The organism is Nostoc sp. DSM 114161 (assembly GCF_052692665.1).
Map to the genome: position 1 here is coordinate 5,454,741 of NZ_CP195141.1, position 21,429 is coordinate 5,476,169.

At 37.8% G+C, this 21,429-nt stretch carries 21 protein-coding genes; 13 read left to right on the forward strand and 8 right to left on the reverse strand.

What is annotated here, in order from left to right; translation table 11 throughout:
• Nucleotides 1–192 precede the first annotated feature (192 nt).
• The 5 genes from NSTC745_RS23155 (at nucleotide 193) to NSTC745_RS23175 (ending at nucleotide 4,970) form a co-directional block, all read left to right on the forward strand.
• Nucleotides 193–3,165, forward strand: a complete 2,973-nt coding sequence (locus NSTC745_RS23155) for a P-loop NTPase fold protein (RefSeq protein WP_445633053.1) — start codon at nucleotides 193–195, stop codon at nucleotides 3,163–3,165.
• Nucleotides 3,166–3,409: 244 nt separating this feature from the next.
• A complete protein-coding gene (locus tag NSTC745_RS23160; RefSeq protein ID WP_445633054.1) occupies nucleotides 3,410–3,628 on the forward strand; it encodes a hypothetical protein in 219 nt (72 codons plus the stop codon).
• On the forward strand, nucleotides 3,612–3,941 hold the full coding sequence (locus NSTC745_RS23165; RefSeq protein ID WP_445633055.1) for a type II toxin-antitoxin system PemK/MazF family toxin: 330 nt from the start codon (nucleotides 3,612–3,614) through the stop codon (nucleotides 3,939–3,941). The genes NSTC745_RS23160 and NSTC745_RS23165 overlap by 17 nt, the downstream gene beginning before the upstream one ends.
• Before the next feature lie 171 nt (nucleotides 3,942–4,112).
• Nucleotides 4,113–4,400 (forward strand): hypothetical protein, encoded by a 288-nt coding sequence (locus NSTC745_RS23170; RefSeq protein WP_445633056.1) that lies wholly within the window; start codon nucleotides 4,113–4,115, stop codon nucleotides 4,398–4,400.
• Between the two features lie 144 nt (nucleotides 4,401–4,544).
• Nucleotides 4,545–4,970 (forward strand): hypothetical protein, encoded by a 426-nt coding sequence (locus NSTC745_RS23175; RefSeq protein WP_445633057.1) that lies wholly within the window; start codon nucleotides 4,545–4,547, stop codon nucleotides 4,968–4,970.
• Nucleotides 4,971–5,009: 39 nt separating this feature from the next.
• On the opposite strand, the gene NSTC745_RS23180 is transcribed toward NSTC745_RS23175, so the two are convergent.
• Both NSTC745_RS23180 and NSTC745_RS23185 read right to left on the reverse strand, forming a co-directional pair.
• Nucleotides 5,010–5,456, reverse strand: a complete 447-nt coding sequence (locus tag NSTC745_RS23180; protein WP_445633058.1) for a type II toxin-antitoxin system VapC family toxin — start codon at nucleotides 5,454–5,456, stop codon at nucleotides 5,010–5,012.
• Nucleotides 5,444–5,659, reverse strand: a complete 216-nt coding sequence (locus tag NSTC745_RS23185) for a hypothetical protein (protein WP_445633059.1) — start codon at nucleotides 5,657–5,659, stop codon at nucleotides 5,444–5,446. The genes NSTC745_RS23180 and NSTC745_RS23185 overlap by 13 nt, the downstream gene beginning before the upstream one ends.
• Before the next feature lie 176 nt (nucleotides 5,660–5,835).
• Between NSTC745_RS23185 and NSTC745_RS23190 the strand changes: the two genes are divergently transcribed.
• The 3 genes from NSTC745_RS23190 (at nucleotide 5,836) to NSTC745_RS23200 (ending at nucleotide 7,214) form a co-directional block, all read left to right on the forward strand.
• The gene (locus NSTC745_RS23190; protein WP_445633060.1) at nucleotides 5,836–6,408 is read left to right on the forward strand and encodes a Uma2 family endonuclease; all 573 of its coding nucleotides are present in this window, start codon (nucleotides 5,836–5,838) and stop codon (nucleotides 6,406–6,408) included.
• A 343-nt stretch (nucleotides 6,409–6,751) separates the two neighbouring features.
• Nucleotides 6,752–7,018 carry a type II toxin-antitoxin system HicA family toxin gene (locus tag NSTC745_RS23195; RefSeq protein ID WP_414568851.1) on the forward strand — a complete coding sequence of 89 codons (267 nt, stop codon included), beginning with the start codon at nucleotides 6,752–6,754 and terminating at the stop codon, nucleotides 7,016–7,018.
• A complete protein-coding gene (locus NSTC745_RS23200) occupies nucleotides 7,002–7,214 on the forward strand; it encodes a type II toxin-antitoxin system HicB family antitoxin (RefSeq protein WP_096541752.1) in 213 nt (70 codons plus the stop codon). The genes NSTC745_RS23195 and NSTC745_RS23200 overlap by 17 nt, the downstream gene beginning before the upstream one ends.
• A gap of 287 nt (nucleotides 7,215–7,501) precedes the next feature.
• Here the strand turns inward: NSTC745_RS23200 and NSTC745_RS23205 are convergent, their stop codons facing one another.
• On the reverse strand, nucleotides 7,502–8,005 hold the full coding sequence (locus NSTC745_RS23205; RefSeq protein WP_445633061.1) for a GNAT family N-acetyltransferase: 504 nt from the start codon (nucleotides 8,003–8,005) through the stop codon (nucleotides 7,502–7,504).
• Nucleotides 8,006–8,914: 909 nt separating this feature from the next.
• Between NSTC745_RS23205 and NSTC745_RS23210 the strand changes: the two genes are divergently transcribed.
• Nucleotides 8,915–9,823 carry a hypothetical protein gene (locus tag NSTC745_RS23210; RefSeq protein ID WP_445638669.1) on the forward strand — a complete coding sequence of 303 codons (909 nt, stop codon included), beginning with the start codon at nucleotides 8,915–8,917 and terminating at the stop codon, nucleotides 9,821–9,823.
• Nucleotides 9,824–9,912: 89 nt separating this feature from the next.
• Here NSTC745_RS23210 and NSTC745_RS23215 read toward each other — a convergent pair whose 3' ends face one another.
• The 3 genes from NSTC745_RS23215 to NSTC745_RS23225 all read right to left on the reverse strand — a co-directional run bounded on the left by NSTC745_RS23215 (nucleotide 9,913) and on the right by NSTC745_RS23225 (nucleotide 13,823).
• Nucleotides 9,913–11,589: a dipeptide ABC transporter ATP-binding protein gene (locus NSTC745_RS23215; RefSeq protein ID WP_445633062.1), complete on the reverse strand. Its 1,677-nt coding sequence runs from the start codon at nucleotides 11,587–11,589 to the stop codon at nucleotides 9,913–9,915.
• A gap of 1,109 nt (nucleotides 11,590–12,698) precedes the next feature.
• A complete protein-coding gene (locus NSTC745_RS23220; protein ID WP_096541766.1) occupies nucleotides 12,699–12,977 on the reverse strand; it encodes a hypothetical protein in 279 nt (92 codons plus the stop codon).
• 366 nt (nucleotides 12,978–13,343) lie between these two features.
• Complete coding sequence (locus NSTC745_RS23225; protein ID WP_096542510.1) at nucleotides 13,344–13,823, reverse strand: beta-lactamase hydrolase domain-containing protein; 480 nt, start codon at nucleotides 13,821–13,823, stop codon at nucleotides 13,344–13,346.
• A 309-nt stretch (nucleotides 13,824–14,132) separates the two neighbouring features.
• On the opposite strand from NSTC745_RS23225, the gene NSTC745_RS23230 reads away from it, so the two are divergent.
• Together NSTC745_RS23230 and NSTC745_RS23235 are read left to right on the forward strand one after the other, a co-directional pair.
• Nucleotides 14,133–14,627, forward strand: coding sequence for a GNAT family N-acetyltransferase (locus tag NSTC745_RS23230; RefSeq protein WP_445633063.1), 495 nt, complete (start codon nucleotides 14,133–14,135; stop codon nucleotides 14,625–14,627).
• A 24-nt stretch (nucleotides 14,628–14,651) separates the two neighbouring features.
• Complete coding sequence (locus NSTC745_RS23235) at nucleotides 14,652–15,563, forward strand: beta-1,6-N-acetylglucosaminyltransferase (RefSeq protein WP_445633064.1); 912 nt, start codon at nucleotides 14,652–14,654, stop codon at nucleotides 15,561–15,563.
• Between the two features lie 135 nt (nucleotides 15,564–15,698).
• On the opposite strand, the gene NSTC745_RS23240 is transcribed toward NSTC745_RS23235, so the two are convergent.
• Nucleotides 15,699–16,499, reverse strand: coding sequence for a phytanoyl-CoA dioxygenase family protein (locus tag NSTC745_RS23240; RefSeq protein ID WP_445633065.1), 801 nt, complete (start codon nucleotides 16,497–16,499; stop codon nucleotides 15,699–15,701).
• Between the two features lie 206 nt (nucleotides 16,500–16,705).
• Nucleotides 16,706–18,163: an MFS transporter gene (locus tag NSTC745_RS23245; RefSeq protein WP_445633066.1), complete on the reverse strand. Its 1,458-nt coding sequence runs from the start codon at nucleotides 18,161–18,163 to the stop codon at nucleotides 16,706–16,708.
• A gap of 1,193 nt (nucleotides 18,164–19,356) precedes the next feature.
• Between NSTC745_RS23245 and NSTC745_RS23250 the strand changes: the two genes are divergently transcribed.
• Together NSTC745_RS23250 and NSTC745_RS23255 are read left to right on the forward strand one after the other, a co-directional pair.
• Entirely contained in the window at nucleotides 19,357–20,589 is a 1,233-nt protein-coding gene (locus tag NSTC745_RS23250; RefSeq protein WP_445633067.1) for a sedoheptulose 7-phosphate cyclase, read from the forward strand.
• Nucleotides 20,589–21,425 (forward strand): O-methyltransferase, encoded by an 837-nt coding sequence (locus NSTC745_RS23255; RefSeq protein ID WP_445633068.1) that lies wholly within the window; start codon nucleotides 20,589–20,591, stop codon nucleotides 21,423–21,425. The genes NSTC745_RS23250 and NSTC745_RS23255 overlap by 1 nt, the downstream gene beginning before the upstream one ends.
• Nucleotides 21,426–21,429 lie beyond the last annotated feature (4 nt).

The window sequence follows — 21,429 nt, forward strand, 5'->3', positions numbered from 1 at the left end:
CGGCATTTGTCTGACTTTTCACGACAAAATATAAGTTAGTGTTAGGTTATCTGTAGGACAATACTTCGAGATAATCAGTAATTTTTCAGTACTTAATGTTGTGGGCTATCTTAGTATACATTAGCTACTCTTAGTTGTTAGCTAGGTGTATCAGGTTTGACTATCTGAACTAGATAAAAAAAGCCCAAAGACATGAAACCCAAAGATAAAACTTCGCAACCCAGTACCCCAAGTCGTGAATCAGCATTAGCAGTTATAGCAAATCTGCGAAGACAGTATGGTGATAAAGGTTCTAATCTCTGCGGGGAAAACGAGGCTAAAACTCGTCTTTTAATCATTGATCAGATTCTTGAATCTTTAGGATGGAGTAAAGAAGAATTTAATCCAGAACATCCAGTAAAACACGTTGGATTCACAGACTATTTAATAACGGCAGATGGTATTCCACGATTTATCGTAGAAGCAAAACGCATTGGACAAACGTTCATACGCCCACAAACAGGGCTAAAGAAAACGATTTACCAACTCAGTTATATCCGCACCTCCTTTGGCCCTTCAGTTGGTGAAGTGATTAACCAAGCTGAAGGTTATGCAAAAGAAACTGGAGTGCCATATTCTGTGATTACCAATGGTGCTGAATGGATAGTCATGCAAGCAATTCCAAATCGGAATAAAAGTATCAATGATTTGCAATGTTTTTATTTTGGCAACTTATTATCAAACGTATCGCACTTCGATCTGTTTTGGGATCTCCTTTCTGAACCTTGTGTAGTTAACAATTCCCTCGAAGAGCATTTTTCTGAACTTAATTCTCTTCCTTCAGATTTTTGTGGTATTCCTAACTCAAAACTTCCTGAAATTAAATGGTCGCGATCTAATGATACCGAGAAATATATACGAGAATTCTACGATCACTTCTTTGGGGAGATTGTTGATCCAGGTCGTAGAGTGATGCTCAAACAATGCTTCGTTACAAATCCAAAACTAGACCAGTATCAAGGAGAGTTAAAACGTACCCTTCAAGACACATCCCCAATTTATATTCCAGAGGCTACCGATATTTCACCTGATTATGATAATCCAAATTTTTTACCTACTGAATCAGGTGATAGAAAAGGACGAGTAGTTTTAATTGCAGGTTCTGTTGGATGTGGAAAATCTACCTTTATTAATAAAGTTTTGATTGAAGCACATCAAAAAAGTAAAAATAAATTTAATTATTTAATTATTGACTTAATTAATGAATTCGATGGTACACCGGAGAGCATAAATGAATATCTGTGGCAACAAATCAATAAGAAATGGAAAAAGTTGCGTCCAGAAGCTTACGAACACGAAAGTCTTCGGACAATTTTTGGTAGAGAGTTGCAAAATTTGCGGAGAGGTTCATATGCCAAAGTTTTTGAGCAAGACTCACAGCTTTTAGCTGTTAAAGAAGCTGAACTATTAGAGCAGCTTTCTGACTCACCTAGTGAATTCTTAGAGAAAAGTTGGAGATATTATGCCAGTCAGAATAAAAAAGGTGTAGTAGTTTTTCTAGACAATATTGATCGAACCTCAGATAGATATCAAAGAATAGCCTATACATTTGCTCACAAGCTTGCTAGTCAGACCGGATCAACAGTAATTATTACGATGCGCGAAGGAACTTATTTTCGAGGTAGAGAGTTTGGATTCCTTGATGTGCGCTCAGATGATATTGTCTATCATCTTCAAACACCTGATCTAGTACAAGTACTTTCTAAACGTATTGAATATGTGGAAAATTTAGAAACACCAAAAGAATCAAGCAAGAAAGATCATCGTTTAGCTCGTTGGCGTAATCAACCTAACTGGCAAGAATTGTATAAGTTTTATTTGAAATATACGCAAGTAATTAAATTAACTTTTCTAACATCTAGTACAGCTAATCAATCTCTTAATTTACTTTCAGCAGTTTCATGGCATAATGTTCGCTATTTTCTTGATATTCTTCGCGATCTTCATTTAACACTAGGTAGTGAACCAGAAGCTTGGTCAGTCTCTTATATAATTTCGGCCTTGCTATCAGGTAATAGCATCAGTGGAGGTAAATCTGTTTTACCAAACTTATACTATCCAGTATTTCCAAGTTATCCATGTTATTTCCTAAAGCTTAGATTACTACTTAGGTTACTTTATGGAAGACATAGCTCAGAATCACGGCGTGGAACAACCCTAAAAGAAATTCTAAATTTCACACGAATGTATGCCTACCATGAGAGATGGACACGGCTTGCAATTAGGGAAATGGTACGTGAGCGGCTTTTAGAGTGTATGGAAATACCTTCGGAAGCTGATTTCACAAAAAACTATGAATTGGAAGAATCTCACTCTTTTCGTACCTCTCCACTTACTGTTGTTATGCTCAAGCAAGTTTATCTTGATAATATTTATCTTTCAATGATAGGACGTGAACTACCTTTTCATAAAAGCAAAGCTTTTGATAAATTTATTGATGCAGTTCGAGATGTAATTACTATTGTTTCAGAAGAATCACTCAATAAAACTGGTGTAGATCTTTTATCAGAAACTGAAGCGAATAGTATTGTGGCACGTTATCTAGTTGAATCTTTTGAAGAAGAGAAGCCTATTGGCGATGTTTTAATGCACTTCCCTGAAGTTGCTACAACTGAGGAAAAGCTTAGAGATATGATAACTAAACTGCTCAGGGTTGCAGGCGTAGCTTTACCAAATAGACTCCCTGAAACTGTTAGTGAAATTATTTCTATAAAGGGACAAGAAGCACAAGCATTTCAACTCTCCTTGTTTGAAGATTTTGAAAAACCTAAAATCTTACAAGAGACAAATAGTATACAAGTTCCACATGAGTTAGCTGATATCCAAGCAGCACCACGGAGTTTAGCACCAAAAATTTTTTGGGCACTTGTAGAACTGAGAGCAAGAGGAAAAAAACAAGTTACTGGCTCAGAAATCGCCAATATAATTAACCAGTATCTTGTGGATGATATTAATAAAGTAGAACCCACTAATATTTCAAAAGCTTTGCGAGGCAAGGCTTTACAATCTCAATCCTGGTTGAAAACTGACCAAATTGCACCCCGCAAGAAACTCTATGGACTTTCAGATAACTGGCGTAGCTATTGGGAACAAACTTTCAATGAGCAATCACCTACACTAGACTAATTTATTGGAGTTGGACTGTAATCGCTAAGCTTACAAATTGAGTTGATACCAAAAGTTAGCTGATGTTGAGTATTTTTTACGAGGTTATCTGGTGAGCTAGCAGTGTATTTGCAGGTTCGCAAAATTGAGAATTTAATGTTTACATAGAGCGATCGCACTCACTCTTCCCCAAGAAGCGATCGCCTACAGTGCAATCATAGAATTAGCGATCGCTATTTTAGGCATCAAAGCATAAAATCAAAGCATGACCATTGATAAAACAGATATGCTAAAAACGCTTTGGGCTACTGTTCGACAAGGAAAAATCGAACTGCTGGAGTCAGCCGAATTACCGGAAGGTACAAGAGTGTTAGTGACTCTGCTTCCTGATGATGAAACTGAATTTTGGCTTCAAGCCAGTCAAACATCACTCTCATCAGTTTGGGATAACCCTGAGGATGATGTCTATGCCCAATTACTCTAAAAATGACATCATTTTGGTTAAGTATCCCTTTTCAGATTTGTCCATTTCAAAAGTTAGACCTGCTGTTGTAGTCAGTGCGCCACACGTTTCTCAAGACATCCTAATCACGCCTTTGACGAGCAAAACTGGGGCATTACTAGAAGGTGAGTTTGTCTTGTCTGAGTGGTCAGCAGCAGGACTAAACGTGCCTACAGCAGTGAAGAGAGGTTTATACACAGTACATCAAAACTTGGTTGTAAAAGCGATCGGCAAGTTAGCTGATGCTGATGCTGAACTGCTAGAAAAATCTTTAAGAGGTTGGCTGGGGTTGTAATACAAGTCAGTAGCCGAGTATTTCTGCGATCGCACCCACTCTTTCATAACAAGCGATGTCTAACGAGAAGCTGCTGTCTAAGTCTACATTGCAATTATAAAAATAGCGATCGCTTTTGGGAATGTCTGAAGTCCACAGACCTAGATATCGCTCACTTTTTCAAAATAAGCGATGTCTAAGGCTGCCTACGCCTACGCATTTGCGATTTCGGGCACTACATTTGCGATTTCGGACACTACATTTGCGACTTTGGGCACTACATTTGCGACTTTGGGCACTACATTTGCGACTTTGGGCACTACATTTGCGACTTTGGACACTACATTTGCGACTTCGGACACTAAATTTGCGACTTCGGACACTAAATTTGCGACTTTGGGTACTACATTTGCGATTTTGGCGACAGCATTTGCGATTTTGGCGATCGCGATCGCATCAGAGAGTGTGTTTATACCATAACAACGAGCAGAAATAAAAATATAAATGAGTAAAAATACAGAAAAGCTATCAATTTTAACCCTTAATTAAATCCCCAAAACTACTCTTATCAAGCAGAAAGACATTCCACTATTTTGAAACAGAACTATTAAAAAAATATCTCTTATGTCTCTACAAACTCGCGGTTCTGCTGCTTTGGACAAAGCCCAACGTCGTCTCGCGCTGCTTAAATCCATTAATGAAAATTTAGATTTAGGACATGGATTATCAATTGAAGCTTACAGTCGCTACATTGATGATACGCGTGCTACGCTAGAAGCCCATAATACGCTTTTGTCTAATCTTGATGAATCTCGTAAGACGATGGATCGGAAAGACAAAGGGCTTTCGGAACTATCTGAGAGGATGCTTAGTGCAATCGCAAGTATCTACGGCAGAAATAGTATAGAGTATTTAAAAGCAGGTGGTTCTAGTCGAAAGGTAAGTAAAAGTAAAAAATCTATTACACAAGTTCCTTCAGTTGTAGCGGTTCCCAGTAGTGAACCCATCCAAATAGCAACTAACGGCAAAGGTAGCTTGAGTGATGTTTAACGGCAATTAGTTGTGAGTTTGAATAGCTATTAAATATATTCAACTTACCAGTCTATCCAACACTAACACTGTTAACCCTGGCAAAGATGGCAACCGCGAATCATTTGTCAAAAAAAATGATGCACCTCCATGAACAGCGGTAGCCATTTGAATAGCATCTAAAGAATGCAAGTTATATACAGCCCTTAATTGTGCAGCTACTTCAGCAATATCTGGATAAATTTGTAGAGTTCTCAAACTTTCTTCATCGTCGAATAAAATCTCACGATATTGTTCAGCTAGGGCTATATCTCCGCGTCGCAAAGGATAAACTAGTACTTCTAGCAAAGTCACAACAGAGGTTACAATCCTAAACTCACCGCGAAACATGGCCTCAAAGAAATTGTCAGTTATCTCTAAATAAGTAGGATTTTCCTCAATAAAGTAAATCAGTGGTGCAGTATCTAACCCTACAATTTGTCCTTGCAATTGTTCTATCCATTGCATTTGCCACGTTCCTGATTAACATATTCTTGAGCGTCAATACCTTTCCAAATTTCTTTACCCAATCCACGCAATTCCAAGATGCTACGTTTTGGTTTAGCTGTTACTCGGTGACGAACAGCTGATATTAAATCCTCTATCAGTCGCAGTTGCTCCTCAGGGCTAAGGCTTTGAGCTTGTTGTAGTACTTCTTGATACTTAGACATTAATATTAACCTTATACTTTTTTTATTCTAAGTTAAATATACACAATACAGAGAAAAATTCTATATTTCTCTAAAAAGCGATCGCTATGGCGGGCTGCGGCTACGCCAAAAATTTCGCTTCTATTTTTATGTAGTAATATTTAAATAAGTATAAACTTTATAGTACAAATTATTCAATGGATGCTTTAACAATTAACTTCGCTCCTGTTATTCAAATTACAGATGAGCAATTTTTCCAACTATGTCAAATAAACGAATTAATCAGATTTGAACGCAATGCTGATGGCACAATAGTAATAATGCCTCTTGTTGGAGGCTTAACCAGCATCCGGAATGCTAATTTAACTGCTCAACTTGGTAATTGGAATCGTGATGCGCTGGGTGTGGCTTTTGGTTCTTCCACTGGCTTTACTTTACCAAATGGTGCAGTCCGTTCGCCTGACTTGTCTTGGTTAAAGCGTGACATCTGGGATAATTTGACTCAAGAGCAAAAAGAAAAATTTGCCCCGGTATGTCCTGATTTTGTATTAGAATTGCGTTCTGATTCTGATTGTTTGCAAAGGTTACAAAATAAAATGCGAGAGTATCGAGATAATGGTGCTAAATTAGGTTGGTTAATTGATTTAAAAACTCACAAAGTAGAAATTTATCGCCTCAACCAAAAGGTTGAAGTCCTAGAATCTCCAGCTAGTTTATCAGGAGAAGATGTATTACCTGGATTTATACTTAATCTTGAAGCTATCTGGTAAAATTTCATCAATTATGATTACTACAAAATTAGGCATAAAGTTTATTAACCTATACGGCGCTTGATATTTGCTTAATTTTAGAATATACACTTGTGTATAGGTGAATTTTTCCTAGACATCGTTCTATATTAGACTTCTTGCTTTTATTGGGAAAAAGGGTAAGAGTAAAGGGGAAAGCGGCTCATAAAAACCCTTTTCCCTTTAACCTTTTTCCTTTCCCCCCCTCTTGCAAAAGTAACTTTTGCAAGAGGTCTATTGCCCAAATAGGACTCGTTTTTTCTCGGTGCTAACAAATTTTTCAAAAAATATGAGACTATAGAAATATTCAGATAGTCAGAAAAACGTGAGTCAGCAAGATAAAATCTTAGAAAAAATCCTCTCTGGGACTTCTGATACAGACATCCCTTTTGCCCAATTGTGGCAACTCTTATACAAACTAGGCTTTGATGAACGTATTCGTGGCGATCATCGTATTTTTGTTAAAGATGGTGTTGAGGAAATATTAAATTTACAACACAAAAAAGGAAAAGCCAAAATCTATCAAGTTAAACAAGTTCGTGCAGTAATTCTTAAATATCAGCTAGGAAGTAAAAATGACCTTTCGCTATGAAGTTATTCTCTACTGGAGTAGAGAAAATGACGCTTTTATTGCCGAAGTACCTGAATTACCAGGCTGTGCTGCTGATGGGGAGAGTTATCAAGAAGCTCTGTATAATGTAGAAATCGTGATGCAGGAGTGGATAGAAACAGCTAAGGATTTAGGCCGCCCAATTCCCGATCCTAGACCCCGTTCTATGTACATCTAATAACATCTAATAATATTTTGGATTCTAGTTTTTGCGAAAAGTCATGATATCAAAATTTTTGTAGAGACTAGCAATTGCTAATCTCTACATCTGGGTGCTGTTTATTCAAGAATATTGAAATTAAATAAGTAACTAGACATAATTAAATCTAAAATACAAAAGTTTAAAACCCCGATAAAAACTGGCTTTTCTCTCCTGCCTGGTCACTGAGCGTAGTCGTACCCCTACGGGGAAGCAAGCTAGCAAGAGCGTCTCGTAGAGAAGTGCTGCCTCCTTCCTCCTTCCTTCTACTTCTCACATTGATTAATATGCAGTCCCATAATAACTAAGTCTCGTTCAAGGCCGTCAAGTTCTCCAACTTTAGGCAAATATCCCCACTGTTGAAACCCAAATGCTCTAAATAACTTTAAACTCGGTTGGTTGTGGGCAAAAATGAAGCAGACCAAATTTTTTAAACCCAACCTATAACTTTCCTGAATTGCTTGTGCTAAAAGTTGTTTTCCTAAGCCACGCTGATGAAAGTCAGGTGCTATGTAAATACTAATTTCAGCAGTCGCATTATAAGCAGGACGCCCATAAAAGGATTGGAAACTCAGCCAACCAGCAATTACTCCTTCTACTTCGATTACCCAAAGTGGCCGGTGTGAAGGCGATCGCGCCCTGAACCAAGCAAGCCGACTTTCCACAGATACCGGCTCTAAATCAGCAGTTGCCACGCGGCTGGGAATTGCAGCATTGTAAATTGCCACAATTGTGGCTAAGTCTGTTTCGATCGCATGGCGAATTTTCATTGCTAAGGTCTTGGAGAAAATCTAAGCGAAAATTTTCAAAAATCATACAGCGTTATCGCAGAGAAAAGGCAATAGGCTTGACAATCTTTTTATGTCCAGGTTTTAACGTTCGGTTTATGTCCTAACTTACCTGCTATGACAGTAGCAATTATACGGTTTCTAAGGTAATTCTTACAGATGCTTCATCAAGCAGGGCTTTCCCGATTAATTCAATATTTACTTAAAAGTGATAAAAATTACAATTTATCTAGTTAGTGTTTTACGTATAACAGAGAAACTTTATAATTTCTCACTCGCAAATTCTAAGTTTTTATTTCTCATGACTAATTTAGCATTCATTCTAGAGAGACAGTTGTTTTTCTTATCTTATAAAAAATCGACTTTTTTATCTAAAAATATATATTTCTTGTGATGTAGAGATAATTTTATTTTTGAAATTACTTATCAATTCTAGTATAGCATAGCTATTTATTGCATATATGCATCAAACGATACAATATTGGTTAATTGAATAGCAGAATTTACAAAAGCTTTTGCTAAGCCAGTATACATGTAAACATATAAAGGTTTGTATAAACAATTAAATTCATCAACATGTAATTTGATTGCTTATATACATATACAGATATAGCAATTTTATTTGATTTGCTCTCCATCGATCGGCTCAGATCCCGACTTATTCAAGAGGTCGGGGATCTTTTTGTTCTTAACTCATTTAGGATTGCTATAGATACAACTTGTATCTACAGCTAAAGATAGAGGTTAGTAATATTAAATTTGCTTAACATAGAATTAAGGCAACATTTATAGTCTTTATTGAACGAGTAAATAAAATTTTTAAATAAATTTATTATGCCTATTAATTGTTTTCAAAACGAGCGGAAATCTCATCCAGATAATCTAGAAAATATGAATAGCGATCGTAAAAATACATTTATAGAAGTTGATATCGCTATTTTAATAGATAAAATAAAAAATGGAATTTGGCTATTTGGAATTCCGTCTTGGCTTTTTGGGATAACTGACAGAAGCTTCGCTGCATTTACCGATGGTTATGTATCGACTGTAGAAATTTTTCAACTGTTTACAGCTTCTTTCTTTTTTTTCAGTTGGTTATATCTCAAACCAGAAGAAAGCTTTACTAGTAATGATTTCTCCCCTAATCAATATCAAGAATATCTCTATCGCATCCAAGCGGAAAAGTTAAAAATTAAAAGGCTACACATGATTAGCCAGGAGTATATTTTACCTTTTCCTTACGTTTGCCAAATTTATCACTTGTTGAGCTTAAAGCATTTAGAAACAATTCATAAATTTAGCTTAAATAACCTAAAAATTTTAAGTATCAGCCACTTTGAACCCACAGATATCGGTGGAATCATCAAATTCCAAACAATATTAGATTCGCCAGCTAATCCTTTAAGAATTTGGCGGCAGCCAATTGTAGAAGTAGACTTAATATTGCATACTCCATACACTGTCGAACTGAGTATTCCAGTCTACAATGACAAAAGAATAATTGTTATTTTTCATGCCTTTCCATTAAGTGACTCGGAACATCAGTTGTTCATAGATATTTATAGCGACTTAGAGTGGCCAAAGCCATTATTGCAAATAATATTACATTTTGCTTCTTGTTTGACCCTCTTTGAAGACTTGCCTTATTTACAAGCTCTAGCTGAGAGAAATATAGAGCGTTTACTCCATTCACATCGAATTTCAAATCACGAAACTGGGTTGCTGTTTAAAAGATTTGTTGAGCTATATGGTTCGAGTGGAGAAGGAACGAAATTAATTGCAGGGAGGGAAAATAGTTAGGAGTGAGGAGTGAGGAGTTAAAAGTTAGTAACTCCTAACTCCTAACTCCCAACTCCTAACTCCTAACTCTTAACTCCTAACTTTATTTTCTAAGCGCGTGCTAATAATGGCGCAGCAGCTAGTAAGGTTTTGGTATAGGGGTGTTGAGGATTAGCAAAAATCTTTTTCGTTTCACCGAGTTCAACAATTTTACCGCCGTTCATCACGGCAATGCGATCGCACAAAAATCTGGCTAACCAAAGATCGTGAGTGATGAACAGATAAGTTAACTCAAATTCTTCTTTTAATTGCAACATTAAATCTAGCACTTGTGACTGCACGCTGGCGTCTAACATACTCACCGGTTCATCGCAAATTATCAGTTTCGGGCGAGTAATCAAAGCACGAGCGATCGCGACTCTTTGTTGTTGTCCTCCAGACAAATCTGACGGATAACGTTCATAATACACGTGGGGCGGTGTTAAGCCAACTTTTTCTAACATCCACAAAACTTGTTCTTTTGCTTTTACAGAATCGGCAAGATTGTGAATAAATAAAGGATCGGCTATACTTTGTCCCACCGTCATCGCTGGATTGAGACAAGCATGGGGATCTTGAAACACCATTTGTATTTGTCGCCGTGAAGCACGAATTTCTTGAGGCGAGAGTTTAGTTAAATCCTGTCCTAAAAATTCAACTTTACCAGCCGTGGGACGAATTAGTTGCAAAATTGTCCGTGATAATGTGCTTTTTCCGCAACCTGATTCCCCAACTAAGCCAAGTATTTCTTTGGGATAAAGATCCAGGTTAATACCATCTACTGCTTTAATTGTCTCTGAATGTCTGTTAAACAGTCTTTCAATAAAATTAGGTTCTATAGTGTAATATTGTTTGAGGTCAGTAACACTCAAAATCGGCGATTTTTCTTTTATCTTCCCTAATTCCTTTTCTTCCCCACTCCCTATTCCCGATTCCCCACTCCCTATTTCATCCACTGATTGAATATGTAAAGCTGCTTTGAGGAGCGATTGCGTGTATTCGTGTTGCGGTTGTCTAAATACAGCTTGCGTCGAACCCATTTCCACCATTTTACCGCGGTACATGACGCCAATGCGATCGCAATACTCAGCTACCATTGCTAAATCGTGAGAAATCAGCAGCAATCCCATGTTTTCTTCACTGCACAGCCGAGTTAATTCCTGTAATATCTGCGCGGAAACGGTAACATCTAAACTTGTGGTGGGTTCATCTGCAACAATAAACTTGGGATTGAGAAGTAAAGCTAAAGCGATAGCTACCCGTTGTCGCATTCCGCCGCTAAATTCATGAGGATACTGATTCCAACGGCTTGCGGGAATATTTACCTTTGCCAATGTCGCAAGTGCTTTTTCTTTGGCTTGCGCTGCTGATAATTCTGGTGAGTGCGCTTGTAAAGTTTCCAGACAATGCTTACCAATAGTCATCAGCGGATCGAGGCGCGTCATCGGATCTTGAAAAATTAAAGCGATCGCTTCACCGCGAAATTTCCGTAGCTGGTTAGGCGTTAAATCAAATACTGACTGTCCCTGAAATGTCACCCGTCCCTCAACGCGACTAGAAGCCGGTAGTAAGCGCATAACTGCGCGTCCGATAGTTGACTTACCGCAACCCGACTCTCCCACCAATCCCATTTTTTCACCGCGTTGCAGGGTGAAAGATACATCATCAACCGCCCAGCTTGGTGCTTCTTCACTTCGTTGAGGATAGGCAACTCGTAGATTTTTGATACAGAATAAGGCTTCACTCATACTTATTTATTACCCTGGGCTAGCAGCTGGGATAATTTTAAATTTTAGATAGTTTAACAGATTATTTTTAGACCTTACCTCATGTGAATATCTTTAAGGGACTTTACACAGCAATCTTGCTCAGGCAGATAGAACGCCTTTGGTGATTTACCGGAGTCTTTATTATTAGCACACCCAAAACCCTTACAGAAAGTTTCGTATACTGAATTAAATTTTACTTTGAGATTTGATTTTGCATTACTATTCTCACAGATATATTTAGATAATCATTATTAGTTTAAAGAAAATTTTTGACATAATAATGGATTTTAAGTCCAAAAAAATTACATATTATTCGGTTAGTTAAAACGCTTTATCATATAATTAATTTATATTTTTAAAAAACAAATCAAAATAATGGCTAAAATTATAATTTCTACTTTGTTTGATAGTGAAATTAAAAGATTTTTTCACAATCTGACGGCAGGACAATTAGAAACTATACTCGGAGGCATTTATCCTTATAATTTTCATATAGTTAATACCACTGACACCGTAACAATCAGTTCCCCAGGAGGAGATAATACATATGAAGCGGTTAACCATTCAGTTAGCTACCATGATAATAAAATTAATACCGTAGACTATTCAAGGACTATTTATAATAATTTTGTTTAGTATTGATATAGCGTTTACCTGTTAAGTGAGGTAAAGAAATTTTTGTTTTTAAACGCAAAGGGGAGGCAGCGCGTTGCGGAGCGAGTGTGGTCTTGGGGGTTTCCCCCATGAACAACTCGCGTTGGGGTTCCCCCCGTTGTAGCGACTGCCGTCGCGCAAAGTCAAGCGCAGAGTTACACACAGAGAAGTTGCCAGGAGGGTTTTCCTGCAAGCAAACTTCGGTGGGGTTGTCTAATTTAGAGAGTGAATTATTCAGTACCTCACCAAATTAGAAAACGCTATCAGTGGCTGTAGTGCAAAAGTTTATTTAGCTAATTTTTGAGAACCTCGTATGCCAAATATATAAATTTTATTAGAAAAAGTAATAGGGAATAGACAATTAATCTTTCCCTATTGTCTACATCCTATTTGCCAAGAATCAGTAAATCCATGAATCAAATAGGAGTTATATACTAATTACGCTCGGTTGTGCCTTGGTCAGTTTCCATTAGACGTGAAATCAACACATCTGGTTTTCTACTGATCGTTGACTTAATTTTATCAACTGCAATGACTTCACTGATTTTTACAACCATTTCCCAAAGAGTATCTTCCTCTGTCTCTTTGTTGTAAGTTCTATGTTTAAACCACAACAAATCATCCCAAACTCCGATAATTGTAGCAAAATACCATTTTTCTCGTATCAGTATCCAAATTTCTTGTTCTAAGTGCGTCTGTAGGAGAGATTTCACGATGCTTGAGATTATAAAAAATATTGTGCTACATATTAAGTAAGTATTAATGTCTTTAACAACAGTAAAAATACTGTGATTTTTTTGTATAATCAGTATTAAGAAAAATTAACAATTTATTAAGCAAATGCTCATTGAAACTACGATTTAGCAGATATTTCGGATAATAATTTTCTTACGTTGGTAAATCTTACCAGTATAATATAGAACTTTTACCTTTAGTATCGGATGCTACAGACAATCAGCCTATCAAAAGGCGTCGGCAAAACCTATTACTTCTAGGAATAAGATGAAAGACGCCTTAACTCCGTTGACTGTTGGCTGTTGACGGTTAACAGTCAACAGTCACCTGAGTTGCAAATTCCATTAACGATCGCTAACAGTCACAGCTACCTTGGCATGTTTGTTAACATAGTCCACAAACAGTTGCTTCAATCGAGGACTAACACCAGCGTGTTCAAAGAACCCAAAGCCTACATTTCGAGCTTTTGATAAGATTTGCTCTGGGGTTAATCCTTCTTTAATCGCGATACTCAATAGTGCAATTCCAGTCGATCGCATCCCTGCTGCACAATGCACAACTGCTGGTTTGGGAATTTGTTCGAGTGCTGTCAGTATTTTGGTAATTAATTCTTCATTTAGCGCTTCTAATTTGAGTGGTACATTCGCATAGTGCAGCCCTAATGCTTCCGCCACCCCTTGCTCATCGTGGGAGAATCCCAACTCATCGGGCGATCGCAGATTTAAAATCGACTTAAAACCTTCTTGTCTGGCTTGCTCGAGCTGTTTCGGTATAACTTGTCCTGTGGTTGTCAAGTTTTCGTTAATTTGTATCGCGTTAATCACATTCACTCCTTTTAACTTTTCAATTCAATTTCTTGCAGCTTGATAAATGCTCTAAAAAGCAAGCTTTGAGAAGATATTTAGATAAACACAACAAAATACCGCAAATTTCAGAATTAATGGCTCGATCGTTTCTGAATTCACCTTTTGGGTTGATTATTTTATTGCTGTAACTATAATATACGGTTTGTCGGTAGGTTTAGTGTGGATTAAAATATATTATATATTTTAACGATAAATTTAACGTAGTTTATATTTTGAGCCGACTTGATATTCTCAAAGGCATGTCACCTAAATGCCAGTCTTAAAACGATGAGTGTCAATAAAATATCTCTTCGACCTGCTGAGGAAAAAGATGGATGGGCGCTGAGTGCAATTCATATTGCTGCTATCAAAGCTCTACCAACAACTTTTTATACAAAAAAAGAACTTTTAGCTTGGCGAAATAACCTGAACCAGCCTGATGCTGCAAATATCTTAAAAAATATGAAATTGGAATCTTTGTGGGTTGCGGTGGAGGGAGATATTGTTATAGGTTTTGCCAGTTTCGTTGTTGATGAACTGATTGGGTTATACGTCCATCCTAAATATCAAGGTCAAGGGATTGGGCGTGCTTTAGTTGAACATTTTTGCCATCGAGCAAGCGATCGCGGTATAGATAAGGTAATTACAACTGCGAGCCTTTATGCAGAAGGATTTTATTTAAGACTGGGATTTACTGCCATCCAAAGAACGCCTCATTATTTAAGAAATGGGCTATTTGTTCCAGTTACCAAGATGAGTAAAATATTAACTATAGGTGAGTAAATTTTGGAAAATCAGTTGTTAAAAATGCAAAATCAGATCGACCAATCTATAGGTTTTATTTTATTAACACACACAAAACCTCTACAAATTTACAGACTGATAAATACTTTAAACAGAATGTTCAATTATCCTGTAATTGTGTGTCATCATGATTTTGATAAATGCGAACTATCTGTAGATGCTCTGTCAAAAAATGTTTTACTTGTACGCCCTCACATTAAGACAGAGTGGGCAGGATTTGGTCTCGTAGAGGCTACAATACAGTCACTTCAATTGATGTACAAAACTATAAATCCACCAGATTGGTTTGTATTACTCAGTGGAGCAGATTATCCCATCAAAAGTGCAAAGCAAATATTGGACGAACTAGCCTCAAATCCATACGATGCTTATATTCAGTACGAACAAATCACATACGATATTTATAAACAGGATTTACAACCGAATATGCTATGGTTGAAAAACTCCTATCAACGATATTGTACAAAGTCATTTTCTTTTCATTACTCAAAAAAATACTTTAGTCAACTAAATTTAGAAATCCGCTTAGAACATCCTTTTTTAACAAAACTTTTTCTTCCTTTTTCTAAAAAACTTGCTTGTTTCAGTGGCAGTCAATGGTTTTGTGCAAATCGCAAAGCTGCTGAGTACATTATCAATTTTCACAGTCAGAAAAATCCTGTAACTTTGTACTACGAGAAACTGAAGTATACTGACGAGTCATATTTTCAGACTATACTTGCTAATGCACCTGACCTGAGGCTAAAAAACGATCGCCGACGCTATATTGATTGGTCAACTGGAGGCCCTCATCCAAAAATATTGCTAATGGAAGATTTATCTAATCTGCTTGTATCATCTGCTCATTTTGCTCGAAAATTTGACATTGATATAGATAGCAATATTCTCGATGAACTCGATCGCATTACATCCTAGTAACAATGGCAATCCTATTAAAGTCGTGAAAAATATCATTGGTGGCTGTTAACAGTTGACAGTCAACAGCTAACTGTCAACCGTTAACTGTCAATCGTCAACAGCTTGTATGAAAAATTTCACAAATCCTTATTATCAATGCACTTCAACTCTAGGAAATATATCACAGTCTATCGGCTCACCAGGTTTTTTGGTTTTGAATGAATCAAATTCTGGTAAATCAATTCCTTCCAAAGGTTTGAAAGGCCACGCTTTCGGACGCTGATAATAAGTAACATCATCACCAGTCCAATTCGTCACTACTGCGCGTCGTTGTCTAGAAGATATGTTAGTTACTGAATGATGAATTGTCAGAAAATGATGAATCAAGCAATCTCCAGGTTCCATATTCCAAGAGAGTAATTCGTAGGCTTCTGGCTCTACAAACCAGGAAGGATTCGATCCTTCGCGTAACTCTTTACCCCAACGATGAGATCCTTTAATATACTCTAATCGGCCATTTTTTTCGTTAGCAGGATCTAGAGGCAGCCAAATTTTACAACACTGCCAGCCTTGTATGGGCCAGTAAGGTAAGTCGTTATGCCATCCAACACGGCTATTGACTTTCGGTTTCTTCACAAAAAAACCATCAGCTAAAAAGTTCAATTTTTCCGTTTTTAAAACTTGAGCCGCCAGCCTTGCTAATGGTGATTCAAAAACCAAAGCACGGAAATCAGCATCAACAAGCCATAAGCTACTAGCATGTTCCACACGGCCTTCTGGTCTTGGTGCATTCTTGTCCTCCAAAGGGCCGGGGATTGATATATTCTTGTCAACTGCTGTTCGCATCCGTTCTACCCAGATGTCATCCACAGCATTTTTGACGCAGATAACGCCATCTCGTTCAAAAGCTTCAACTTGTTGAGGACTAATTTTTTGTGTGTCTACCTTCAGCATTTTGTCTTTTTTCAGATTTTGAAATTAAACTATTTTGTTTGGCTCAGAACTGCTAAATGCATATCACCCGATTTCAGTAACAATCTCAAGAATTCACTTTACTAAAATCGAGTTTTTTACTATCTAACAAGAAAGCTTTTTCAGTATAAAGTAGATATTCATTTAGTAATTCTTTCTGGAGATGGACTATTTTTTAACAACCGCAGTTAAATAATTTCACTCTTACTACCGAGATCCTTTTTAATAATTAGTGGTATCAGTGACGCTAGCCGTAAAATCCCAGACACAATGAAGACTTCGGCTATGCCGAAAGAGCCAGCAAATTGAGCGATAAAGCCGCCGAGAGTTGCTCCTAAAGCACCACTGACTCCAGCAATAGCAGCTGCGATCGCAAAATAGATAGACTGATTTTTTAGCGGTGCAATTTCTATCTGGAGATTGTTGTTACACAAATCAACTCCTCCCCAATTGGCGCCAATAAAAATGTGTAATAAAGGCAACCACAACCACAAATCCAAAGGGCTAGAACCAATCCGCAGCCATAACCAAGGTATAACTGCAATCAGAGTTCCTGTAGAAATTAGAATCCAACGATTACCAATTTTATCTGATAATTTTCCCCAAACAATTAACATCAGCATGTGTGCGCCAGCTCGTAAGCTGTTGTAGAAAGTTACCCAGCTGACATCCAAATTCAGGGTATCTAGTAAATAGAGGTTAAAAAATGGGGCACTGAGGTTAACAGCAAATGTCCAACAGCCGAAATAAAGCAGAAACACCAAATAATTAGAGTTTTTTTGAATGCTGCTAATTAAATCGTTGTCTGTTGTCAGTATTTGTGGGAAAGAAATTGCGCCAGATGTCTCGCTAAGTTGGTTTGGTGACGAGTCTGCCTGAATCTTGCTAGTTTGAGATGAGCTAGCATAATAAGTATTTTGTAATTGGGGATTCATATCTACCTGGAAATACTGACACCCCAAACTCACAATTCCAAAGAAAATGCCTACTAACAAAATCACTCCATAACCTTGGATGCTTCCCCCATACCAATGTGATATGGCTAAACCTGCTAAGGGTAAGCCAACTAACTCTGTGAGGTTGGCAAGACTATTGCGTAGTCCGAAATATCTACCTCGCAACTGTCGTGGGACTAACATTGCTATCCAACTCAAGCATGATGCAATTGCTAATCCTCCTAAAAAATGAGTGCATAGGAGAATCGAGAGCGACAAGATCGCCAATTGATTGGAATCCAACCATCCCCAGCTAAAGCTAGCAATGCCAATTACTAAAATTAGCCACAATAATCGCGCAACTCCGTGTGTCCGCAGTGAATACTGAAAGCGGCTGGTGCTACGTTCGGACAAGTAAGCACCTACGGGCTGAAACAGATGCGCCAACATGGGGATAGAAGATACCAGCCCAAAAACCACCGGACTGGCATCCAACTCCACTAAAAAATTACCTAACAAAACTGCGCCAGTGGCAATGGAGAAAAGTGCTGCAAAAATCGCATCGCCAGTGGAAGCCCTCAAACTAGTGCGAATCGCATCTTTAGAAATACGGTTTGGTGTTGAGGTCGGAACAAGTGTTGTTGATGGCGCAGCAATTTCAGCAATTTCTACAGTAATAGGTGTGCCTATTTCAGCCGGAACAAAATCCATAAATGTATTACTTCAAAAAATGATAGGGAAACACCCCAATTAGAGAGTATCTATAAAATCCATAAAAAGGGAAGGGAAAGGCGATCGCTTAAAAGCAAGAATTTCTCATCAATCAGACTAAAGTTATACGTATAAATACTCACTATAAAAATTCTTTCTTTTCAAACAAGAAACCACTTGCTTTAAACCTTTATTGGGTACGTGCGATACCTGAAGCGGATAAGGACAAAGAATCAAACCAGTAAACAGCTATGTAAGGATATCTTAGTACAAAAAGGTTTGAAATTTGATTGTTCGTAGGTCGAACTGAGTAATTTTACCCTTTCTTTGAGCTAGAAATAAAACGTAAATGTCTGTGCAATTTAAGATAGTCAGCGTCAAAAAAAAAGTTCTATGAAGACAAGTAAATACGGATAATGTATTTACCAAGGTAACTACAAGTTTTTAAGTAGCGATCGCGGTAAAACTCTATTAAAACCAAGGAATATTCATGGTGTTCGAGTTACAAGGAAAGAGCAAATCACAAAATCAATGTTTTAAATTTTACTATATGTCTGCACTTAATTTTTCGTTACATAGTTGTTAATTTTACCACTGACTCTCCTGATATGAATGATGTAGTATCGTTTCGCTAGCCAAAGATTAACTTTTTAAATCAAGCCTCAAATCGTCAAATCCTCAAAATCTAGTTTTTTTTGTTTCAAATCTACCTTTGGTGTAGGTGCAAATTTTAAAAAATCGTGTTACGTTAACTAATGTAAACAAGTGTCTAAGCTTTCTAAGCAAGTAAAATTACTCTCTTAGCTTGCTTTTAAACCGTTATTCAGCTACTAAAAGTCCGTAAACCTTGAGGCTAGACATAGAAGTGACAGTCTGATAATCTGATAAAATCAATGAAGTTTTGTTGCGTAAATTTGCGATCCCTTTAAGGTTCAGCGAAGACTTAAGGCCTTTTGCTGTGCTGGTGAAATGACACTAGATGCACTTCATCTCTGGTGCTGTAGTTTATCATTTCCAAATCTGCAATCCAACAAAATTTCATTCAGATTTACGGGTTTTTTCACACGAATCGCAAGCAATTTACTTGCTTGCGACATAATATCGCAAGTTAAGTCACTCTCAAAGAGGAGTGCTTAAACTTGCGATCCCATCAGCATTAAAGTAACAATTTCTTTCACCTAGAGGCAAAATTTGTGAGCATTGTTCAAACAAAACTCCAAGCTACCGAAAACAAATTTCATGTAGAAGCTTATGAAAAGATTGAATATGAATTAGTTTATGTAGATGGGGTTTTTGATATTGCTAATCCAGAACTTGCAGAGATATATAGAAGTTTTGGCAGATGCTTGGCTGTTATTGATACCAATGTCTACAATTTTTACGGTACTCAGATTGAGAAATATTTCCGGTATTACGGCCTCGAACTGAGAATTTTTGCTTTGACTATTACCGAACCGAACAAATCTATCCAAACCTTTGAGAAGATTATAGATGCGTTCGCAGACTTCAAATTAGTACGAAAAGAGCCGGTATTAGTCATCGGTGGTGGTTTAATTACAGACGTTGTAGGTTTTGCTTGCTCTACCTATCGTCGTAGTAGTAATTACATTCGGATTCCGACTTCTTTGATTGGTTTGATTGATGCTAGCGTCGCTATCAAGGTAGCACTCAATCATCGCAAGCTGAAAAATCGTTTGGGTGCTTATCATGCTTCCCAAAAAGTTTTATTAGACTTTTCTCTGTTGGGGACATTACCGACAGATCAAGTGCGTAATGGGATGGCAGAATTAGTCAAAATTGCTGTAGTTGCTCATGGTGATGTGTTTGAGTGGTTAGAAAAGTATGGCAAAGAACTACTTGACACTCACTTTGGCAATCTTGATGCAACTCCAGAGATTAAAGAAATCGCTCACCGTCTGACTTACGAAGCCATCAAAAAAATGTTGGAGTTAGAAGTACCTAACCTCCACGAACTAGATTTAGATAGAGCAATTGCTTACGGACATACTTGGAGTCCGACTTTAGAACTCGCACCACGCATACCGATGTTTCACGGTCATGCAGTGAGTATCGATATGGCCTTATCTGCAACCATCGCAGCTAATAGAGGCTACATCACAACAGAAGAACGCGATCGCATTTTAGGATTAATCAGCGATTTGGGTCTAGCTCTCGACCATCCTTTAATGGATGAAGAACTATTGTGGGACGCTACCGAGTCTATCACTCTGACACGAGATGGTTTGTTGAGAGCTGCGATGCCAAGACCAATTGGTACTTGCTTCTATATGAATGATTTGACAAGGGAAGAATTGGCACAAGGTTTAGCTGACCACAAACAGCTTTGCGTTAACTATCCTCGTGGTGGCGAAGGTGTGGATATGTACCCCGTTTATCAGACAGAACTAGTCGGGAGTGCCATATAATGTCCACCACAATTGCCAAGCCCACAGCTAGACCAGTCACACCGGTAGGGATTTTAGCAAAGAAGCTAGAAGCTATTGTCCAAAAGATTAACCAACGCACAGATTTACCTGGGGATTTAGTCGATAACATCACTCAAGCATGGCAGTTGGCAGCTGGTTTAGATCCTTACTTGGAAGAATATACAACCTCTGAATCGCCAGCTTTAACTGCACTTGCCGAAAAAACATCAACAGAAGCATGGCAAGAACACTTTAGTGAAGGCACAACAGTACGACCTCTAGAACAAGAGATGCTATCCGGCCATGTAGAAGGACAAACCCTGAAAATGTTTGTTCATATGACCAAGGCTAAAAGAATACTCGAAATAGGGATGTTCACGGGTTATTCTGCACTGGCAATGGCAGAAGCATTACCTCCAGATGGAGTATTAGTTGCTTGCGAAGTAGATCCTTTTGCCGCAGAAGTTGGACAAGCAGCCTTCGATAAATCTCCTGACGGCAAAAAAATCCGCGTGGAATTAGGCCCAGCTTTGGAAACCTTAAATAAGTTGGTGGAAGCTGGAGAATCCTTTGACATGGTGTTTATCGACGCAGATAAAAAGGAGTACATAACCTACTTCCAAACATTGCTAGATACTAATTTGCTAGCACCGTCAGGATTTATTTGTGTAGATAACACGCTGCTGCAAGGAGAGGTCTATTTACCCACACAACAACGCACTGCTAATGGTGAAGCGATCGCTCAATTTAATCGTGCCGTAGCACTCGAAAAGCGCGTAGAACAGGTAATATTGCCACTACGAGATGGCTTGACAATTATCCGCAGAACTGCGTGATTGA

Bases quoted from the DNA above. Each gene is read 5' to 3' on its own strand.
- NSTC745_RS23155 (WP_445633053.1), top strand. From the start codon at position 193: ATGAAACCCAAAGATAAAACTTCGCAACCCAGTACCCCAAGTCGTGAA.
- NSTC745_RS23160 (WP_445633054.1), top strand. From the start codon at position 3,410: ATGACCATTGATAAAACAGATATGCTAAAAACGCTTTGGGCTACTGTT.
- NSTC745_RS23165 (WP_445633055.1), top strand. From the start codon at position 3,612: ATGCCCAATTACTCTAAAAATGACATCATTTTGGTTAAGTATCCCTTT.
- NSTC745_RS23170 (WP_445633056.1), top strand. From the start codon at position 4,113: ATGTCTAAGGCTGCCTACGCCTACGCATTTGCGATTTCGGGCACTACA.
- NSTC745_RS23175 (WP_445633057.1), top strand. From the start codon at position 4,545: ATGTCTCTACAAACTCGCGGTTCTGCTGCTTTGGACAAAGCCCAACGT.
- NSTC745_RS23180 (WP_445633058.1), bottom strand. From the start codon at position 5,456: ATGCAATGGATAGAACAATTGCAAGGACAAATTGTAGGGTTAGATACT.
- NSTC745_RS23185 (WP_445633059.1), bottom strand. From the start codon at position 5,659: ATGTCTAAGTATCAAGAAGTACTACAACAAGCTCAAAGCCTTAGCCCT.
- NSTC745_RS23190 (WP_445633060.1), top strand. From the start codon at position 5,836: ATGGATGCTTTAACAATTAACTTCGCTCCTGTTATTCAAATTACAGAT.
- NSTC745_RS23200 (WP_096541752.1), top strand. From the start codon at position 7,002: ATGACCTTTCGCTATGAAGTTATTCTCTACTGGAGTAGAGAAAATGAC.
- NSTC745_RS23205 (WP_445633061.1), bottom strand. From the start codon at position 8,005: ATGAAAATTCGCCATGCGATCGAAACAGACTTAGCCACAATTGTGGCA.
- NSTC745_RS23210 (WP_445638669.1), top strand. From the start codon at position 8,915: ATGAATAGCGATCGTAAAAATACATTTATAGAAGTTGATATCGCTATT.
- NSTC745_RS23215 (WP_445633062.1), bottom strand. From the start codon at position 11,589: ATGAGTGAAGCCTTATTCTGTATCAAAAATCTACGAGTTGCCTATCCT.
- NSTC745_RS23230 (WP_445633063.1), top strand. From the start codon at position 14,133: ATGAGTGTCAATAAAATATCTCTTCGACCTGCTGAGGAAAAAGATGGA.
- NSTC745_RS23235 (WP_445633064.1), top strand. From the start codon at position 14,652: ATGCAAAATCAGATCGACCAATCTATAGGTTTTATTTTATTAACACAC.
- NSTC745_RS23240 (WP_445633065.1), bottom strand. From the start codon at position 16,499: ATGCTGAAGGTAGACACACAAAAAATTAGTCCTCAACAAGTTGAAGCT.
- NSTC745_RS23245 (WP_445633066.1), bottom strand. From the start codon at position 18,163: ATGGATTTTGTTCCGGCTGAAATAGGCACACCTATTACTGTAGAAATT.
- NSTC745_RS23255 (WP_445633068.1), top strand. From the start codon at position 20,589: ATGTCCACCACAATTGCCAAGCCCACAGCTAGACCAGTCACACCGGTA.